Genomic DNA, 16,971 nt, shown 5'->3' on the forward strand with positions numbered 1-16,971 from the left:
TGGTCCTGATCACCGCGTGGTCCGCGCCGCCCGATCCGGACCGGCTGGTCCGCACCGCCCGACCACCGCACCTGCCCCGGTCACCGCGCCTGTCAGACCGCTACGCGCCGCCTGGCCAGACCCGCGCCGGGTGGCCCGCTGGCTTTCGGCTCCCACCGTCAGGCCGGGCCGCCGTGCGCACTCGGCGCCATCGCGAACTCGATCACCAGTTCCGCGAACACCTCGCCCGGCCGCAGCGCGCTGTGGGCGTGTTCGGCCAGCGCCGACACCAGCGTCCACCCCAGGCCGGACTCCTCGAGCGGGGCGTCGTCGAGCACCGGGACCGAGCAGCGCACCGAGACCGCGTCGCGGTCGACCCGGAACCGGACCGCCAGCGTCCCGAACGGCACGGCCCGCGCGAGCAGCATCGTGCACGCCTCGTCGACCGCCAGCCGCAGGTCGGCGATGGCGTCCATGTCGAAATCGCGCCGCATCGCCACCGCCGTCGACACCGTGCGCACCAGGGGGAGTTGCCCGAGCGCGGCGTCCACCCGCAGTTCCACCAGCTCACCCAGGTCGGTCGGCTGGGTGGCGGCGAGGTCCTGTCGGGGATCGGTCACGGGGCTCGGATACCCAGCGCGCCCTCGCCCACACCTGGTCGGTGTCGCCCGCCACCGCGCCGCGCACGCGGCCCGGCAGGAGTAACCGCACGTGATCGGGGGTAGCTCCCGGGTATGAACGAGGTGAAACAGCAGGCCGAGCCGTCCGCGGGTGAGCTGGTCGGCAAGCTGGGTGAGCAGGTGTCCCGGCTGGTGCGCGACGAGATGGCGTTGGCCAAGGTCGAACTGCGGGACAAGGCGAAGCAGGCCGGGCTCGGCGCCGCGCTGGGCGGGACCGCGGGGATCCTCGCGTGGTTCGCGGTGGGGACGCTCGTGGCCGCCGCCGTCGCCGGTCTCGCCGTCGTGCTGCCGGTGTGGGCCGCGGCGTTGGTCGTCGCCGGTGTGCTGCTCGTCTTGGCCGCCGTCGCTGGGGCGGTAGCGGCGAGCAAGGTCCGCCAGGCCACCCCGCCCATCCCCGAGCAGGCGATCAAGAGCACCCGCCGCGATGTAGCCACCGTGAAGGAGAGTGCTCACCGATGAGCAAGCAGACAGAGCAAGAGGCGTTGCGCGCCGACATCGAGCAGGCCCGAGGCGAGCTTGCCGAGACCGTGGACGCGTTGGTGGCCAAGACCGACATCAAGCGCAAGGTCGGCGACAAGACCGAGCAGGTGCGCGAGACCCTTGTCGAACGCGCACAGGAAGCTAAGGCCAAGGCCAACGGTGTTGTCGAGGTCGCTCGACATAACCCGGTGCCGGTAGCCGCAGCCGCCGCGGTTGTCGGCGCGTTGGTCGTTGTGCTCGTCCGGCTGATCGGCAGGTGAGGGGTGTGCGACTCCTCTATAGGCCGCTGAGCCTGCTCATCAGCGTCCTCGGCGGACTGCTGGCGGGCATCGTGTTCAAACGGCTTTGGCGTGGGGTGACCGGTGACGACGAGGCGCCCGAGGCGACGTCACCGGAACACTCCACCCGCGAGGTGCTGCTCGCTGCGTTGCTGCAGGGCGCGATCTTCGGTGTGGTGAAGGCCGGTGTGGACCGCGCGGGCGCCAAGGGGTTCCGCAAGCTCACCGGCGAGCACCTGGACAAGAAGGACTGAGGATCGGCACCCGGCGCGGATCAGTCGGGCGGCTCTTGGGCCTGCGGCTCGGGAGCCGCCTTGTCCGCGTTGTCGCCGTCCGTGTCATCCCCGTCCGTGTCATCCCCGTCCGTGTCATCCCCGTCCGCGTCGGCGCGCTCGACGGTGATCGACTCGTGGGTGTGCTTGCTGGCGTAATCGCCCAGCGGCTCGGTGCTGCGGTCGAGCAGCTCGTCGGCGTTCTCGTCGTTTCGGGTCACCCCCGTTGGGTATCCACCGGTTGCGATGTCCACACCGACGGCGGCGATGTTGCGCGCCGCCCGTTCGGGGTAGAGGCTGGCCGTCGAGCACCGGCGGCCTGATGGGGGGCATCGAACTGCACCAGGAGGACGCCGCGGCGCTCGCGTTCGAGGCAGCGCCCGCGATCATGTGGATGTTCGCCGGTCCCGATCACCGCATCGTCGCCGCGAACCGGCTGGCCAGGGCCAGCGTCGGCGACCGGGCGGGCCTGATCGGCAGCCCGGTCCGCGCGGCCGTGCCGGAGGCCGCCGACCAGCAGGTGTTCGAGCTGCTCGACGAGGTCGCCCGCACCGGCGAGCCGCAACTGGGCGTCGAACGGCGGGTCGAGGTGGACCTGACCGGCACCGGCGAGCTTGTCGAGGGGTTCTTCACCTACAGCGTCGTCCGGTTGTCCGCCCCCGATGGCGCCGCGCTGCTCGTCGCGCACGTGATTGATGTCTCCGAGTCGGTGCGGCAGCGCCGTGCCGCGCAAGCGGAGGTGGCCGAGGTGCGGCAACGGCTGGCCGCGGAGCGCAAGGTCGTGCTCCAACTCCAGCGCAGCCTGCTCCCGGCAGGCCTACCTCTGCTCCCGGACCTGGGCCTCAGCGCGGTGTACATGCCCGCGGGGGAGTGGATGACCGCGGGCGGCGACTGGTACGACGTTGTGCCGATGCCCGGCGATCGGGTGGGGCTCGTCCTCGGTGACGTGGTCGGCCACGGCCCCACCGCGTCCGGCGCGATGGGGCAGTTGCGCGCGGTCGCGGCTGAGCGCCTGCTGCGCGGTGGCGCTGTCGTCGAGGTGCTGCGGGCGTTGGACACCGTCGCCAGGGTGTCTCCGGACGCTCGCGGCTCGTCTGTGTGCGTCGCGGTGTTCGACCGCCTCACCAGGGTCCTTGAGTGCGGTGGGAGGGGGCACCCGCACCCGCTGCTGCTCAGCGCCGACGGTGAGCCGCGCTTCCTCGATGGACCTATAGGCCCGCCACTGGCGTTCATCGACTCAGACTCGCCCGTCTCGTACACCACCCTGAGCCCAGGGGAGACGCTGATCCTCTACTCCGACGGCCTCGTCGAGGCCCCGGGGCGCGGCTACACGGAGTCCCGCGAACGCCTCCTCGACTGCGTCGCCCACGTCGCCGCGCGCAACACCGACACCGAGCCCCGCGACCTGCCGGACCGCCTGTGCTCCGCGCTGGCGGCCATGGTCGACAACCAGACCTCCCGCGACGACGTCAGCGTCCTCGCCGCGACCGTACTTACCGGCCCACCGCCCCGCCTCGACTTGGCCCTCCCCGGCGTCGCCGAACAACTGGGCGTCCTGCACCGGGAGCTCAACGCCTGGCTCGACGCCCTCTCCGCCCATCGCGACGACCGCACGGCGATCGCCTTGTGCGTCGTGGAGGCGGTCACCAACTCGATCGAACACGGCTACCGCGACCACAGTGGCACCGTGACGGTGCTCGGCGAGCTCGATGGCTTCGGCGGGGTGACCGTAACCGTCGCCGACACGGGTATCTGGCGCGATCCGGTGGAACGCAGTCCTTATCGCGGTCGAGGCATGCTGATGATGCGCGAATGCAGCGACACTCTTCACGTCGACACAAGCGAGTCAGGCACAACCGTCTACATGCGCCGGACGATCCGGCATCCCCCGGTACCGCTGCCGGAGTACGAAGTGCCCCACCGGATTTCCGTCCCGCATTCCGTGACGGTCAAGACAGAGGTGGCAGGCACGACAGTCCGAGTGCTCGTGTCAGGCGTCGTCGACTCCTCTAACGCGGGGGAGCTCCGTTCGGCGTTGCAGGAAGCCGCGCGCAGTGGTGTGGGGGAGTGCGTCCTCACCTTGGACGCGGTAGACCTACTGACCAGTGCCGCCCTAAGAGTGCTGTTCGAACAAGTCACTGATCTGCACGCTGCTGGCCGCGAACTCAAACTGATCGCAGCCCCGGATAGCCCTGCCGCAGCCGCGTTCAACGCCAGCGGCTTCGACCAAATCCTGCCTCTACACGCTGGCGAGTGACGGTTAAGGGGCCGCCTCGCGCAGTGCGGGCAGGATCTCTTGCTCGGCGGCGGTCAAGAACCCCTCTTGGTGCTCCCCACCGATCTGGATCAGCGCGATATCGGTGAAACCCGCTTCCCAGAACGGTTTCACGGCCGCGACCACCGCGTCCACATCGGCGCCGCACGGGATCTGGTCGGCGACGTCCTCGGGCCGCGCGAACCGGGTGGCCGCCGCGAACGCCGCCGTCCCCGGCAGCTCCGCGTTGACCTTCCAGCCACCGAGCGACCAGCGGAACTGCTCGTGCGCCCGGCTCACCGCGGCGACCCGGTCGGTGTCCCAGCTCACCGCGACCTGCCCGATCTTGCGGCTCTCGGCGCGCGCCACCCCGTCCCACGCCTGGCACAGCCCCGGCTCCGGGGCGACCGCGACCATGTGGTCGGCCAGCGGCGCCAACCGCCCGATCGACTGGTCGCCCGACACCGCCGCCGCGATCGGCACCCGCACGTCCGGCAGGTCCCACAGCCGCGCCGAGTCGACCGTGAAGTGCGCGCCCCGGAAGTTCACGTACCCGCCCGCGAACAGCGCGTCGATGATCTCGACGGCCTCCACGAGCATGTCGTGGCGGGTGTTCACCGGCGGCCAGCCGCGCCCGACGACGTGCTCGTTGAGGTTTTCCCCGGACCCGACGCCCAGGGTGAAGCGCCCGCCGGAGAGCAGTTGCACCGTCGCGGCCTGCTGGGCGACGACCACCGGGTGGTAGCGGGTGGTCGGGCAGGTCACGTAGGTCATCAGCTCGACCGCCTCGGTCACCCCGGTGACCGCGCCCAGCACCGCCCACGCGTTGGGCGCGTGCCCCTGCGCGTCCAGCCAGGGGAAGTAGTGGTCGCTGATGGCCTCGAAGTCGAACCCCGCGCGCTCGGCGGCCGCGGCGTGCCCGACCAGTGCCCGGGGGCCCGCCTGCTCGGTCATCAGGGTGTAGCCGAACCGGGTGAGCATCAGCCCTCCCGCAGGGCCTCGGCGACGGACCCGCCCGCCTCGTCCGCGGCTTGGCCGTTGCGCTCGGCCTCGGTGGGCAGCGGGTGGTTCGGCTCCTCGGGCGCCGGGTCGTCGAGGTCCGCGCGGACCTGGTCGATCCGCTCGTCCACGGCCGCGAGCGGGGTGGTCGGCCCGGGCCGGTCGGGGTCGCCCGCGCTGAGGTCCGGCTCCTCCTCGGCCAGCCGCTCGTCGAGGGACTCGCCCGCGCGCTGCTCGGCCGCGGTCATGCCGTGCCGGTCGGCCTCGGCCCAGTGCTCGGGTGCGTCGATCCCCTCTTCCAGGGGGTCGACGCGCAGGTTGTCCTCGTCCAGGCTCTCCGCCTGGCTCAGGTCCGAGCCGTAGCCATCGGTGCTCATGGGCTCGTCCTACCCCGCGCGGACTCAGGGCAAACTGGCCTGGGCGGAGTCGGTCTGCCTCGCCAGCATCCGCACGACCTCGTCGACGCCGCCGCTCTCGAAGGCCTCCCGCTGCCGGTGCGCCCCGTCGCCGTGGTGGTCGAGCCAGGTCATGGTGGCCCGGACGAAGTCCAGCTCGCCGCTGCCGCGCAGCTCGGTGGTGTGCGCGCTCACCAGGTCGCCGACGATCGCCGTCGCCTCGCGCAGAGCGCCGGTCGCCGGGTCGGGCACCGACGCCGCCCGGCCGCTCTTGGCCGCCCGCCACTGCGCGGCCCGGATGATCTCCGTCGGTACCCGGGGCGGTGGCTCGGTTGAGCGCAGCGCGTCCGACACCAGCAACCGCACCAGGACCGCCATGAAAGCGGCCTCCTCCACCGAGCCCATGACGTCGAAGACCCGTACCTCCACGGTCGGCTGGGCTTCAGAGGGCCGGACGTCCCAGTAGACCATCTTGCGGTCCATCGCCGCCCCCGTGGCCAACAGCCCGTTGACGATCTCCTCGTACTCGTCCGGCGAGTCCACATAGGGCGGCGGGCCCGCCGATGGCCACCGGTTCCACAACACGTGCCGCGCGGACGCGTACCCGGTGTCGCTGCCATCGTGGAAGGCAGAGTTACCGGACACCGCTAGCAGCGCGGGCAACCACGGCCGGATGAAGTTCGCCACCCGTAGCGCGCTGGCCGTGTCCTCGACCCCGACGTGCACGTGGCACCCGCACGTCGTGCCGCTGAAGATGAACGGCCCGACGTGCCGGGCTATCTGGTGGTAGCGGGTCCCCGGCCCGATCACCGAGATGTCCTCTTGCCGGTGCGGGGCCGTCCCGGCCGCGATGAGCAGGGCGTCCTGCTCGGCGGCCCCCTTGGCCAGCCGGGCGCGCAACGCCGCCAGCTCATCGCGGATCTCACCCGCGTACCGCTGGATCCCGGTCGCGGACTCGACCTGGCAACGCAGCAGTTCCGGCTTGAGGTCGACGTCGGTCACCCCGGCCACCGCCTCCGGGCCCTGGTTCACCAGCGCCCCGTCCGGCCCGACCAGGAAGAACTCTTCCTCGACCCCCACCGTCAACGCGTTCCCGGTCAAGTGCTCTCCTCTGCTTCGCCCGAATGTCCCGTTAGTACCCACCTACGGGAACGCTCACGCGGTGACATAGTTGACTGGTGGCTACCAGAGTGCGTGAGACCGAGCGCAAGTACGAGGCACCCGCTGACTTCACCCTGCCGGACCTGACGTCGGCAGGTCCGGTTAGCGCTACCGCGGGACCCCGCAGCTCGGACCTGGACGCCACTTACTTCGACACAGCAGACCTGCGATTGGCCCGCGCGGGCATCACCCTGCGCAGGCGAACCGGTGGTGACGACGCGGGGTGGCACGCCAAGCTGCCCGTTGCGCCGGATGTGCGCGACGAGATCCGCTTCCCTCTAGGTCGTGCCAAGACCAAGGTGCCAGCTGACCTGGCTGCCTTGGTTCGCTCGCACACCCTCGGCGCCCCTCTTACGCCGGTCGTCCGCATCACCACTCAACGTGATGAGTGGGAGTTGCAGGACGCTGACGGCACCACCATCGCCCTTCTAGCCGACGACAAGGTGACCGCTCACCCGCTCGACGGCACCCCGCACTCCTGGCGCGAACTAGAGATCGAAGCCACCGACCTGGACGTCCTCGCCGCTGTTGGCACTGCCCTGGGCGCCACGCCAGCCAAGTCGACCTCCAAACTCGCCCAAGCCCTGGGCGAGCGCGCACGGCCACGCAAGCGGGTAGAGCTGTCGGCGAACCCTTCCGCTGCCGACGTCGCTTTGACCTACCTGCTCACCCAGACAGCAGCGATCCGTGCCAACGACACCGGCATCCGGCTGGACACAGATGACTCTGTGCACCAGTTCCGCGTGGCCTCACGGCGTCTGCGCAGCGCTCTACGCGTGTTCCGGCCACTGCTGGACGCCGACCGGGTCAATGCCCTGCGCGCGGAACTCAAGTGGCTCGGTGGCGTGGCCTCACCCGCGCGTGACGCCGAGGTCTTGGCCGATCACTTCGCCGCTGAGCTCAAGGAATTGCCGAGCGAGGACGTGCTGGGCAAGGTCCCCGCCCAGATCGACGCGGAGCTGAGCCGCACCCTCGCCGACGGCCGCGCCGAGATCCTGTCGGCTGTGGACAGTGATCGTTATCTTGCCCTGCTGACGGATCTGGACGCGTTCCTGGCGGATCCACCGTGGACCAAGCGTGCCCGCCGTCCCGCGGCACAGGAACTGCGCAAGCCGGTGGTGAAGGCGTGGCGGACGCTAGAAGCGTCGGTGCGGGCCGTTGAAGGTGCCGACGACCGGGACACGGCTCTGCACCAAGTGCGTAAGGACGCGAAGAAGGCCCGGTACACGGCGGAAGTCGTGGCGCCTGTGTTCGGCAAGAGGCTCGACCGGTGGGGCAAGAAGGTCAAGAAGGCCCAAACCGTGCTGGGAGTGCGACAAGACGCCGCGGTGGCGCGACAGGCCGTGCGCGAGATGGGCGTACGAGCGCACCTCGCAGGCGGGAACGGGTTCACCTACGGCGTGCTGTACGCGCGTGAGGGGGAGCGGGGCGCCCGCGCGGAAGAGGACTTCACGCGCGTGTGGCGCAAGCTCCTGGGCGTGAAGGGCCCCCGCTGGCTCCGCTGACGATCCCCGCACCGACGGCTTCTGTGCTTGATGGCTTCGGTGCTGACGGCTCAGTACTGATAGCTCAGGCGCCCACCCGCGTTCCGGTTTCACGGTGAGCTGGGGGTGGTACACCCACTGTGACCGGTTGGGTGTGGAAGGGGCCTGTCGTGGACGACAGCACGTACGTCTTGTTCTTGGTCCTGGGTATCGCGCTCGTTCTGGTGGATGGGCAGATTATCTACCGGAGCGGGCTGCGGTACCTGGCCGATTCCTACGGTGAGGCCGAGTCGGCGCGGTCTATGGCGCGGTTGGTTTCCGTGCTGTTCCACTTCTCCGTGCTGGGGGTCCTGCTGCTGATCTCGGCCATCGACATCGGTGGCGGGTCGCAGTTGGAGGCCATGGTGCGGCGGCTCGGCGTCGTCCTGCTCCTGCTGGCCGGGGCGCACTTCCTGGCGATCAGGATGTTGACCAGGATGCGCGACCGGCTGGACGCGGAGAACCTCACCAAGCAGCGGATCGACAACATGCAGCACGGTGTGCCGACCCCGCCGCAGGGCGTCGACCGCGGCGCGATCGTGGGCGGTCCGGCCGCTGGGCCGATCGACGCCGAGGACGTCGCCCGCGCCAACGGCAACGCCGAGACGAGGCTGTCGCGGGCGCCGGGCGCCGAGCCGGGCATCGGGACGGTCCCGGCCCGCGCCGACGGCACGGTCCCGGCACCGAGGGGCCAGGCGGTGCCCGGCCAGGAGGTGCCGGTGCGGCCTGACCTGGGTTCCGAGGCGGTCGCCCGCCGGGGTGGCGCGGTCGGGCCGGACGGGCATTGATCACCGACTCACCGCGGCCCGCCACCCGGCGGGCCGCGGTGCCGTTGGCGGGCGCGGCCGCGGTCACCGCGCCCGGGGTGTACCTGGGTGTCACCGGCACCCACCTCAGCCCCCCGCTCGCGGCCCTGCTGTTCGGCGTCGCCGTGGTGGGGGCCGCGTTCGTGCTGTCCTGGGTCGCCGAGGCGGTCCAGGTGGACATCTCGCCGGGGCTGGCGATCACCGTGCTGGCCCTGATCGCGGTCCTGCCCGAGTACGCCGTCGACTTCGTCTTCGCCTACGAGGGCGGTCACGCCTTCGCCGAACACGGCCCCGCTTGCGTGCCACCCGGGTCCACCGACGAATCCAGCTGTGGGCTGGCGTTGGCGAACATGACCGGTGCGAACCGGATCCTCGTCGGCGTCGGCTGGGCCGCGGTGGTCCTGCTCGCCGCGTGGCGGATCCGCCGCAACGGGCAGGACAAGCCGCGCAAGGCAGGGGTAACTCTCGAACGCACCGACGCTGTGCCGTTGGCGTTCCTCGGCGTCGCGACCCTGTACTCGTTGACCCTGCCGCTGCGCCACAGCATCACGCTCATCGACGCGATCGTGTTGGTGGGCATCTTCATCCTCTATGCGGTGCGAGTCGCTAAAGCACCGCCGGGTGACCCCGACCTGGAAGGTGTCGCGAAGGTCTTGGGGGAGCAGCCCAAGGTGCGCCGCAGGCTCGCTTGCGCGGGCCTGTTCGCCTTCGCCGCCGCGGTCATCTTGTTGGTGGCGGAGAACTTCGCGCACGCCCTGGTCGAGACCGGCACCCAGGTCGGCATCAGCCAGTTCTTCCTCGTGCAGTGGCTCGCCCCGTTGGCCTCGGAGGCGCCCGAGCTGCTGGTGGCCTGCCTCTACGCGTGGCGGCTCAAGACCACCGACGCGCTGGCCACCCTGGTCTCGTCCAAGGTCAACCAGTGGACTCTGCTCGTCGGCACGCTCCCGATCGTGTTCGCCGTCGCCTCCGGGTCGACCTCCGGCCTGCCGATCGACGCCGCCCAGCGCGAGGAACTCCTGCTCACCGCCGCCCAGTCGCTGTTCGCGGTGTCGCTGCTGCTGAGCCTGACGATCACCGTGCGCGGCGCGCTGGTGCTGTTCGGCCTGTTCGTCGCGCAGTTCGTGCTGGCCGGGGTGCTGCCGGAGTCGGTCAAGGGCGTCGAACTGGTCGCCCTGTCGATCGCCTACCTCGGCGCGGCGGTGGTCGTCACGGTCCGCTCCCGGCGCGACCTGATCACCCTCGCCAGGGACGGGTTCCGCACCCCCTACCGGGACCTCGCTGACTGACGGTGCGGCCCGAGCGGCTCGTCGACATCGCTGTGCAACCGGAACGTGCGCCGCAACCCGGTGACGTCCAGCAGCCGCGGCACCGCCCGCCCGCCGACCACCAGCCGCAGGTCGACCGCCCGCGCGCAGGCCAGGTCGCGCAGCTCCACCAGCGCGCTGAGCCCGACCGCGGCCAGGAAGTCCACTTCGGACAGGTCGACCACCAGCAGCAGCGGCTCCGGCGCGGCCAGCGCGGCCAGCAGCGCCCGCCGGGTCGCGGCGGCGGTCACCAGGTCGACCTCCCCGCGCACGGTCACCAGCACGGCCCAGGGTCCCACCGGCTCGACCCGGGTGGTCGCGGCTGAGCGCTCGCGGGTGCCCGGTGGCCTGGGCGCGGGGAGGGGGATGGCCGGGGTTCGGCTGCGAGGGACCATGCTGGCCTCGGTTCATGCCGTCGGGAAGTCCTCGAAGCATAGAGCACCGTTTTCCCAGGGCAAGGACCACAAGGGTGCTTCCCCCGATGGGCGCAGAAAGCCGCGATTGGGAGTGCCCGGACAGGGGTAGCTCACTAGTGGGCTGGTGACCCGAGGAGGACACGTGCTGCGACGAAACCTGGTGCGCTCCTACCGACTCGCTGTGACCGCGTTGTCGGCTCTAGTCGTCTTCACGGGTGTATGCGCGGGCGTGTCGGTGCTTCGTACGTGGACCCTTGTGTTCTTAGCCGTAACCGCGATCTGCCTGAGTCTTGCTCTGTCCGCCGCACTTACCGGCAACAGCAACCTCCGCGGTGTGGTGCTGTCGGCGATGATGTTCGCTGCCTTAGTCGCGACAGCTGGGCTCGTTGTCCTCGTCGAATGGGTCGCGTTCGCTCTAGTCGGGGCCTTACTCGTTGCCGCCATCCCGTTGCGTGGCGGTAGAGGCCAGAGCACGGCCTACCTCTGCGCTCGCTGGCACGACACGCTCATCGCTCTGCGGCACGCCACGAACCCCGATCAGGCAGTCACCCTCCTGCGCACTCGGCAGCGCTACCTCGACGAGCTGGAACGACGTCACCCCGAGGCGTTCCACCGTTGGCTCAGCACCCCCGACGTGGACCCGGCCAGCATCCTCGCCCCCCGGCAGAACTCGCTCTAACACGCGTACCCGCGGTCACCCGGGCAAGAATGGGGCCGTGCCCACCTGTCTCGTCCTCGGCGCCGGGGGCTACATCGGCGTCCACCTCACCGCCGCCCTGACCTCGGCGGGCCACCGCGTTCGCGCGCTCGGCAGGTCCCTCGACCCCGGGCCGGACACCATCCGGGCCGATGTGCTCGACGAGGTGGCCCTGCGGGCCGCGCTGCGCGACGTGGACGTGGTCTACCACCTCATCCACTCGATGACCGGCGCCGACTTCGCCGCCACCGACGCGGAGATCGCCCACGCCGTCGTGACCGCCGCCGCCCAGGCGGGCGTCCGGCAGCTCGTCTACCTCGGCGGCCCACGCCCCGCGGACGGTCCGGTGTCGGCCCACCTGGCCTCGCGCGCCCAGGTGGGGGACATCTTCCTGGCCGCACCCACCCCCGCCCTGGTCCTGCAGGCGTCGATGATCATCGGCGCGGGCTCCGCGAGCTTCGAACTCCTCGCCAGGGCAGCCCGCGGCGGGCCGGTACTGCCCAATCCCTCTTACATGAGCAACCGCAGCCGACCAATCGCCATCCGCGACGTCTTGCACTACCTGGTTGAGGCCGCCGAACAGGACCCAGTCAACAAGCTTGCCGACATCGGGGGGCCTGACACGGTCACCTACCTGGACCTCGTCCAACGCTGCGCCCGTATCGCGGGCTTGCCGAAGCGGCTCGCTGTCCCGGTATCCCTGCCGCCCGCTGTTGTCGCTGCCGTGACCCCTGAGCCTCTAGTCCGCTCACTGGTCGAGTCACTGCGCCACGACCTGGTTCCGACCGAGGTCCTGCCACCTCCTCCAGGCGGTGCCACCAGCGTCGACCGAGCCCTACGGGATGCCCTGGGCATACCAATCCCGCAGGGGCCGCCGATCGATTCCCCAGACCTCCTCCGCGACCGCAAGACCACCCGGGTCAGGGCCTCCCGCCACAAACTCTGGCAAGTCATCACCGACCTAGGCGGCTCCAACGGCTGGCACACCGTCCCTGGCGCGTGGTCTCTAAGAGGCGTACTGGACCACCTGGTCGGTGGTGTCGGTCTCCATCGCGGTAGACCTACCACCCTCACCCCGGGCGACACCGTTGACAGTTGGTCCGTGGTCGAGCGGTCGGACTCCACGACCGAACTCCTTCTCCGCACCGACATGCGTCTGCCTGGCCGAGCCTGGCTGTCCCTACGCGCAACCGACAGCGACAAGCCGGGGGAGAGCGGCCTCGAACAAACCACCTGGTTCGAGCCCTACGGCTTCGCGGGCAAGCTCTACTGGTACGCCCAGAAGCCCGCCCACGACGTCGTTTTCGGCTTTATGGGCAGCGGAATCGCCCGCACAGCCGAATCGAGCGACGGTTGAGGTGACGGGCTCATGTGAGGCGGGGACCACCCGCGCGGGTCGCTCGTGGTGCTTGCCACGGACCCGGCGAAACCGCCCCCGTTCCGGTTGAATGGGACCAGCCCCCTCCCGAAAGGCTCCCTTGTGGACGATCGACTTGCCGAGCTGGCCGCCGCCCACGGCGTCGCGTTGGAGTACGAGAACGGTGAGCGGCAACGTGTCCAGGTAGACCCGACGGTGGTCAGGGCGATCCTGGACGAGCTCGGCGACCCGCCCACCCGCTCCACGCTGCCATCGGTGATCCGCCAAGGTGAGCGTGTCGAGGTCGGCAGGGGAGAGGTCGAACTGGAGGACGGAAGCACCGTCGCCGTCAACGGAGCTCTACCCGCGCTCCCCCTGGGGTGGCACAAGCTACGCATAGGTGACCAGGAGACTTCCCTCGCTGTTACGCCTACCCGGCTCCCAGACCTGGAACGCACCTGGGGCTGGATGGTTCAGCTCTACAACCTGCACACCCCGGACTCCTGGGGCATCGGCGACTACCACGACCTGCGGACCTTCGTCACCCACGCCGCCGCTGACGACGCGGCCGCCATCCTGGTCAGCCCGGTCGCGGCGGGTGCCCTGACGAAGCCGGTGCGCAAGTCCCCGTACTCCCCGTCGAGCAGGCGGTTCCTCAACCCGCTGCACCTGTCCGTCACCGATACCCCCGAGTTCGCCGCCGCCGACCCGGACACCCGCGCTCAGGTGCTCGGCCTGCGCCCCGAGCTCGGCGAGCAGATCGACCACGACGCCGTCTGGGAGGCCAAGACCGCCGCGTTCGCGCTGCTCAACCCCCACCTGCCGGACTTGTCGGCCCTCGACCGGACCCTGCTCGACTTCGCCACGTTCAGCGCGCTCGCCGAACGCCACGGTCCCGATTGGCGCACCTGGCCACCAGAGCTACGCCATCCCGCCAGCACAGACGTGCTCCGGGCACGCGAAGAACTCGCCGACAGGGTTGCCTTCCACGCTTGGCTCCAACAGCGATCGGCGGCACAACTCGACTCTGTTCGGTCTGCCGCCACCGGCATGCGCGTAGGTGTGATCCACGACCTCCCCGTCGGCGTCGACCCCGGTGGCGCCGACGGTTGGTCACTGCAAGACGTTCTCGCGTCGCGAGTCACGGTGGGCGCACCCCCCGACGCCTTCAGCCCTCTTGGCCAAGACTGGGTGCTGCCCCCGTTCCGCCCCGACAAGCTCGCCGATCAGGGGTACCGCCCGTTCCGCGACATGATCCGCGCGGTCCTGACCCACGGCGACGGCATCCGGGTCGACCACGTCGCCGGACTGTGGCGGCTGTGGTGGATCCCCCCGGGCGAGTCCCCCGACCGCGGCACCTACGTGCACTACGACGGCGAAGCCATGCTCGGCGTCCTGGCTCTAGAGGCCTGTAGGGCGAACGCCGTGGTCATCGGCGAAGACCTCGGCACCGTCCCGGAGTACGTCACCGAGCAGTTGCAAGAACGCGGCGTGCTCAGCTGCGCGGTCGCCTGGTTCCAACGTGACCGGGACAACCGCCCACTCCCCGCGCACCGCTACCCCCGGCAGGCCGCCGCCAGCATCTCCACCCACGACCTCCCCACGGCCGCGGGCTTCCTCTCCGGCGACCACGTCCGCGTCCGCACCGAGCTCGGCCTGCTCACCGACCCTGCCGCCGAACGCGAGATCGCCGCGGCGGAACGCGCGGCGATCCTGGGTTTGCTGGTCGATGAGGGTCTGCTCCCGACCCAGGACACCCCGGTCGAGGAAGTCGTGCTCGCGTTGCACCGGTTCATCGCCAAGACCCCCTGTGCCCTGGTGTTCGCCGCCCCCCAAGACCTGATCGGCGAGAAACGCCAACCCAACCTGCCCGGCACCGTGGACCAATACCCCAATTGGCGGCTGCCGCTGCCTCTTACGGTCGACGAGTTGGTTGTCCACCCCGCGGTGCGCGCGGCGGTGGCGGCTCTACGAGCCCGGTGACGCCAAGAAGGCGCTGGCGCCGCGGATTCCGCGGCGCCACTACGGCAGGGCGGGCTCCGGCTCCGGGAGCGGCGCGCTGATCGGCTCCTCGGCCAAGCCCTGCTCCAACAGCAGCGCGGTGTAGATCGGGTTCAGGTCGATGTCGGCCACGGTGGTTCTGCCTTCACTCGCGTGTTCTCGGACGGTAGCTGTGTATCCAGCTGCCACCAGTCTCACACCTCCGTTCGGGTGACGGTTGCCGGTTCGCAATACACGGAAGGCGCTATTTGATCACATCGAGTAGGTCCAGGTACCCGGTACTGGCCTGCCACAGCGCGTCCGAGACCGGCTCCAGTTTCCCCGGCTTCCACCGCCGCTGCCCGTACTCGTGGGTACCTTCGCGCAGCGCGCGCAGACTTAGCGCCAACTCCGCGTCTAGTCGCTCGGTCAACTCCTCGGCAGTGGGCGCAGGCGGGCGTACCGACTCGCCGTTGCCCTCGCCGATCGCCGCCAGTGCCTCTTCGTCCACCCCGCTATAGACCGACCACACCAGCACCGGCCGCTCAAGCACGTGGTTCCACACCGGCGCGTGAGCCGATCGCCAGTACGCCGTCGCCGGGGTCTGCGGGAGCCGTGCCGCCGCCGCCCAATGCCGGGAGCCGGACGGCTCGGTGCGCCAGGGCACCTCGTCCACGTCGGCGGTCAGCGCCACCGTGATCGTCTCCAGTTCGCGGGCCCGCCCGAGGATGTCGCCCGCCGCCCACAACTCGTCCACCCGCAGCGGGAAGATCGAGGCCGGTCGGGTCGCCATGTCGGCGCAGGTCGTGGCGAGGGTGCTCAAGTGGTGCACGGCACGGGTCCAGTTCACGGGGCAATCCTGCCGCACACCTCTGGCGGTCACCGTCCGCGACTGATCGTTGACGGTCCGCCGTCGTCCGTCGTACGTTGGAGGTCAGGTGACCGGAGTGGGTGTCCCACGAAGGGGGAGCGCGATGACAGCCGCCGACGAACGCGTCCACGACTACCCGTTCAACCGCCCGGAGGGCCTCGACCTCGCGCCCGCTTACCGTGCCGCGCGAACGAGCCCCGGGATGATCCGCGTCCAACTGCCCTTCGGTGAGCCTGCCTGGCTCGCTACCCGCTACGAGGATGCCCGGTTCGTTCTCGGCGACCGCCGGTTCAGCCGTGCTGAGGCTGCCGAGCACGACGAGCCCCGGGTGCAGTACCACCGCGGTAGCGGCGGCATCCTCGCGATGGACCCGCCTGACCACACCCGGCTGCGGGTACTCGTCGCCAGCGCGTTCACCGTCCGCCGCGTCGAGCGACTGCGGCCCAGGGTCCGCGAGATCGCTGAGAGCCTCATCGACGACATGCGGGCTGTTGGGACTACCGGCGACTTGGTCGAGTCCTTCGCGCTGCCGCTCCCGGTGCGGGTGATCTGCGAGCTGCTCGGCGTGCCGGCTCGCGACCAGCACCTGTTCCGCGAGTGGAGCGACGGCCTGCTCTCGACCGCGTCACTGACCGCGGAGGAGTTCAGCCGCAACGACCAGGAGATCTCCGCCTACATGGCGGGCTTGGTCGCCCAGCGCCGCGCCGAACCCGCCGACGACCTCATGTCCGCGCTGATCGCCGCCCGCGCCGACAACGTCGACCGGTTGACCGAGCGCGAACTCGTCGAGCTGTGCGTCGGCGTCCTCGTCGCGGGCCACGAGACAACCGCGACCCAAATCCCCAACTTCGTGCACGTGCTTCTTAGCCAGCCCGACCGGTTCGCCGAACTACGGGCAGACCCCGGGCTGATCCCCGGGGCGGTGGAGGAACTCATGCGTTTCGTGCCTCTTGGCGCTACCTCGGCGTTCGCCCGCTACGCGACCGAGGACGTGCAGGTCGGCGAGGTACTTGTGCGTGAGGGCGAGGCCGTGCTCGCAGCGATCGGGTCGGCGAACCACGACGAGACCCGGTTCCCCGACGCCGACCAGCTCCGCTTCGACCGCGGCGGCAGCGGGCACCTCGGCTTCGGCCACGGTGCCCACCACTGCCTTGGCGCGGCCTTGGCCAGAGTCGAGCTGCAAGAGGCGCTGCGAGCCCTTCTAGCGCTACCGGGCCTACATGAGGCCGGGCATCCGGAATGGAAGACACAGATGCTGGTGCGCGGCCCGCGCAAGATGCCAGTGGCTTGGGAGGCGCAGTGAGCTGGTCGGTGAAGGTAGACCAAGACGCCTGCCTGGGATCGGGCATCTGTGCCGGGTCCCGCCCGGACATCTTCGGCTTCCACGGCACCCACGCCGTGGCGGTGACCGAGCGGATCGACCCGGACGAGGACCTGCTCGACCTGGCCGACACCTGCCCGGCCGCGGCCATCCTCATCCGCGACGGGTCGGGGGCGGAGCTGGCGCCCCGCCCCTGAC

At 70.4% G+C, this 16,971-nt stretch carries 19 protein-coding genes; 12 read left to right on the forward strand and 7 right to left on the reverse strand.

Annotated elements, in window-relative coordinates:
- Window positions 1–158: 158 nt before the first annotated feature.
- Window positions 159–599, reverse strand: coding sequence for an ATP-binding protein (locus LV75_RS18465; protein ID WP_253888186.1), 441 nt, complete (start codon window positions 597–599; stop codon window positions 159–161).
- Between the two features lie 114 nt (window positions 600–713).
- Between LV75_RS18465 and LV75_RS18470 the strand changes: the two genes are divergently transcribed.
- The 3 genes from LV75_RS18470 to LV75_RS18480 are packed head-to-tail and all read left to right on the forward strand — an operon-like array spanning window position 714 to window position 1,671.
- Window positions 714–1,118, forward strand: a complete 405-nt coding sequence (locus tag LV75_RS18470) for a phage holin family protein (RefSeq protein WP_253888187.1) — start codon at window positions 714–716, stop codon at window positions 1,116–1,118.
- Entirely contained in the window at window positions 1,115–1,399 is a 285-nt protein-coding gene (locus tag LV75_RS18475; protein WP_253888188.1) for a DUF3618 domain-containing protein, read from the forward strand. The genes LV75_RS18470 and LV75_RS18475 overlap by 4 nt, the downstream gene beginning before the upstream one ends.
- Window positions 1,396–1,671 carry a DUF4235 domain-containing protein gene (locus LV75_RS18480; protein WP_372504196.1) on the forward strand — a complete coding sequence of 92 codons (276 nt, stop codon included), beginning with the start codon at window positions 1,396–1,398 and terminating at the stop codon, window positions 1,669–1,671. Before LV75_RS18475 ends, LV75_RS18480 begins: the two co-directional genes overlap by 4 nt.
- Before the next feature lie 20 nt (window positions 1,672–1,691).
- On the opposite strand, the gene LV75_RS18485 is transcribed toward LV75_RS18480, so the two are convergent.
- The gene (locus LV75_RS18485) at window positions 1,692–1,910 is read right to left on the reverse strand and encodes a hypothetical protein (RefSeq protein WP_253888189.1); all 219 of its coding nucleotides are present in this window, start codon (window positions 1,908–1,910) and stop codon (window positions 1,692–1,694) included.
- 101 nt (window positions 1,911–2,011) lie between these two features.
- Here LV75_RS18485 and LV75_RS18490 point away from each other — a divergent pair, with 101 nt between their 5' ends.
- Window positions 2,012–3,946, forward strand: coding sequence for a SpoIIE family protein phosphatase (locus tag LV75_RS18490; protein WP_253888190.1), 1,935 nt, complete (start codon window positions 2,012–2,014; stop codon window positions 3,944–3,946).
- Between the two features lie 3 nt (window positions 3,947–3,949).
- Here LV75_RS18490 and LV75_RS18495 read toward each other — a convergent pair whose 3' ends face one another.
- Genes LV75_RS18495 through LV75_RS18505 form a run of 3 tightly spaced genes read right to left on the reverse strand, consistent with a single transcriptional unit; the run spans window position 3,950 to window position 6,438 of the window.
- Window positions 3,950–4,924, reverse strand: a complete 975-nt coding sequence (locus LV75_RS18495; RefSeq protein ID WP_253888191.1) for a TIGR03557 family F420-dependent LLM class oxidoreductase — start codon at window positions 4,922–4,924, stop codon at window positions 3,950–3,952.
- Window positions 4,924–5,319 (reverse strand): hypothetical protein, encoded by a 396-nt coding sequence (locus LV75_RS18500; protein ID WP_253888192.1) that lies wholly within the window; start codon window positions 5,317–5,319, stop codon window positions 4,924–4,926. Before LV75_RS18500 ends, LV75_RS18495 begins: the two co-directional genes overlap by 1 nt.
- 24 nt (window positions 5,320–5,343) lie before the next feature.
- On the reverse strand, window positions 5,344–6,438 hold the full coding sequence (locus LV75_RS18505; protein ID WP_253888193.1) for a carboxylate-amine ligase: 1,095 nt from the start codon (window positions 6,436–6,438) through the stop codon (window positions 5,344–5,346).
- 77 nt (window positions 6,439–6,515) lie between these two features.
- Here LV75_RS18505 and LV75_RS18510 point away from each other — a divergent pair, with 77 nt between their 5' ends.
- The 3 genes from LV75_RS18510 (at window position 6,516) to LV75_RS18520 (ending at window position 10,113) form a co-directional block, all read left to right on the forward strand.
- Entirely contained in the window at window positions 6,516–8,003 is a 1,488-nt protein-coding gene (locus tag LV75_RS18510; protein ID WP_253888194.1) for a CYTH and CHAD domain-containing protein, read from the forward strand.
- Window positions 8,004–8,152: 149 nt separating this feature from the next.
- Window positions 8,153–8,809: a hypothetical protein gene (locus LV75_RS18515; protein WP_253888195.1), complete on the forward strand. Its 657-nt coding sequence runs from the start codon at window positions 8,153–8,155 to the stop codon at window positions 8,807–8,809.
- Complete coding sequence (locus tag LV75_RS18520; protein ID WP_253888196.1) at window positions 8,806–10,113, forward strand: calcium:cation antiporter family protein; 1,308 nt, start codon at window positions 8,806–8,808, stop codon at window positions 10,111–10,113. Before LV75_RS18515 ends, LV75_RS18520 begins: the two co-directional genes overlap by 4 nt.
- Here the strand turns inward: LV75_RS18520 and LV75_RS18525 are convergent.
- Window positions 10,092–10,526 carry an anti-sigma factor antagonist gene (locus LV75_RS18525; RefSeq protein ID WP_253888197.1) on the reverse strand — a complete coding sequence of 145 codons (435 nt, stop codon included), beginning with the start codon at window positions 10,524–10,526 and terminating at the stop codon, window positions 10,092–10,094. The two genes, LV75_RS18520 and LV75_RS18525, sit on opposite strands and share 22 nt — an antisense overlap.
- A 163-nt stretch (window positions 10,527–10,689) precedes the next feature.
- Here LV75_RS18525 and LV75_RS18530 point away from each other — a divergent pair, with 163 nt between their 5' ends.
- The 3 genes from LV75_RS18530 (at window position 10,690) to malQ (ending at window position 14,584) form a co-directional block, all read left to right on the forward strand.
- Window positions 10,690–11,226, forward strand: a complete 537-nt coding sequence (locus LV75_RS18530) for a hypothetical protein (protein ID WP_253888198.1) — start codon at window positions 10,690–10,692, stop codon at window positions 11,224–11,226.
- 37 nt (window positions 11,227–11,263) lie between these two features.
- Window positions 11,264–12,601, forward strand: coding sequence for an SDR family oxidoreductase (locus LV75_RS35530; protein ID WP_253888199.1), 1,338 nt, complete (start codon window positions 11,264–11,266; stop codon window positions 12,599–12,601).
- 123 nt (window positions 12,602–12,724) lie between these two features.
- The gene (gene malQ / locus LV75_RS18540) at window positions 12,725–14,584 is read left to right on the forward strand and encodes a 4-alpha-glucanotransferase (RefSeq protein WP_253888200.1); all 1,860 of its coding nucleotides are present in this window, start codon (window positions 12,725–12,727) and stop codon (window positions 14,582–14,584) included.
- A gap of 262 nt (window positions 14,585–14,846) precedes the next feature.
- On the opposite strand, the gene LV75_RS18545 is transcribed toward malQ, so the two are convergent.
- Window positions 14,847–15,431 (reverse strand): DUF7711 family protein, encoded by a 585-nt coding sequence (locus LV75_RS18545; protein WP_253888201.1) that lies wholly within the window; start codon window positions 15,429–15,431, stop codon window positions 14,847–14,849.
- A gap of 124 nt (window positions 15,432–15,555) precedes the next feature.
- Between LV75_RS18545 and LV75_RS18550 the strand changes: the two genes are divergently transcribed.
- Together LV75_RS18550 and LV75_RS18555 are read left to right on the forward strand one after the other, a co-directional pair.
- Window positions 15,556–16,755: a cytochrome P450 gene (locus LV75_RS18550; protein ID WP_253888202.1), complete on the forward strand. Its 1,200-nt coding sequence runs from the start codon at window positions 15,556–15,558 to the stop codon at window positions 16,753–16,755.
- Entirely contained in the window at window positions 16,752–16,970 is a 219-nt protein-coding gene (locus LV75_RS18555) for a ferredoxin (protein ID WP_253888203.1), read from the forward strand. The genes LV75_RS18550 and LV75_RS18555 overlap by 4 nt, the downstream gene beginning before the upstream one ends.
- The last annotated feature ends 1 nt before the right edge of the window (window position 16,971 follow it).

The sequence above is a fragment of the Actinokineospora diospyrosa genome (genome assembly GCF_024171925.1).
Lineage (GTDB): Bacteria > Actinomycetota > Actinomycetes > Mycobacteriales > Pseudonocardiaceae > Actinokineospora > Actinokineospora diospyrosa.

What these genes read in the sequence shown, in the direction of transcription:
- LV75_RS18470 (WP_253888187.1), top strand. Translation starts at nt 714, where the DNA reads ATGAACGAGGTGAAACAGCAGGCCGAGCCGTCCGCGGGTGAGCTGGTC.
- LV75_RS18475 (WP_253888188.1), top strand. Translation starts at nt 1,115, where the DNA reads ATGAGCAAGCAGACAGAGCAAGAGGCGTTGCGCGCCGACATCGAGCAG.
- LV75_RS18490 (WP_253888190.1), top strand. Translation starts at nt 2,012, where the DNA reads ATGGGGGGCATCGAACTGCACCAGGAGGACGCCGCGGCGCTCGCGTTC.
- LV75_RS18495 (WP_253888191.1), bottom strand. Translation starts at nt 4,924, where the DNA reads ATGCTCACCCGGTTCGGCTACACCCTGATGACCGAGCAGGCGGGCCCC.
- LV75_RS18500 (WP_253888192.1), bottom strand. Translation starts at nt 5,319, where the DNA reads ATGAGCACCGATGGCTACGGCTCGGACCTGAGCCAGGCGGAGAGCCTG.
- LV75_RS18525 (WP_253888197.1), bottom strand. Translation starts at nt 10,526, where the DNA reads ATGGTCCCTCGCAGCCGAACCCCGGCCATCCCCCTCCCCGCGCCCAGG.
- LV75_RS18550 (WP_253888202.1), top strand. Translation starts at nt 15,556, where the DNA reads ATGACAGCCGCCGACGAACGCGTCCACGACTACCCGTTCAACCGCCCG.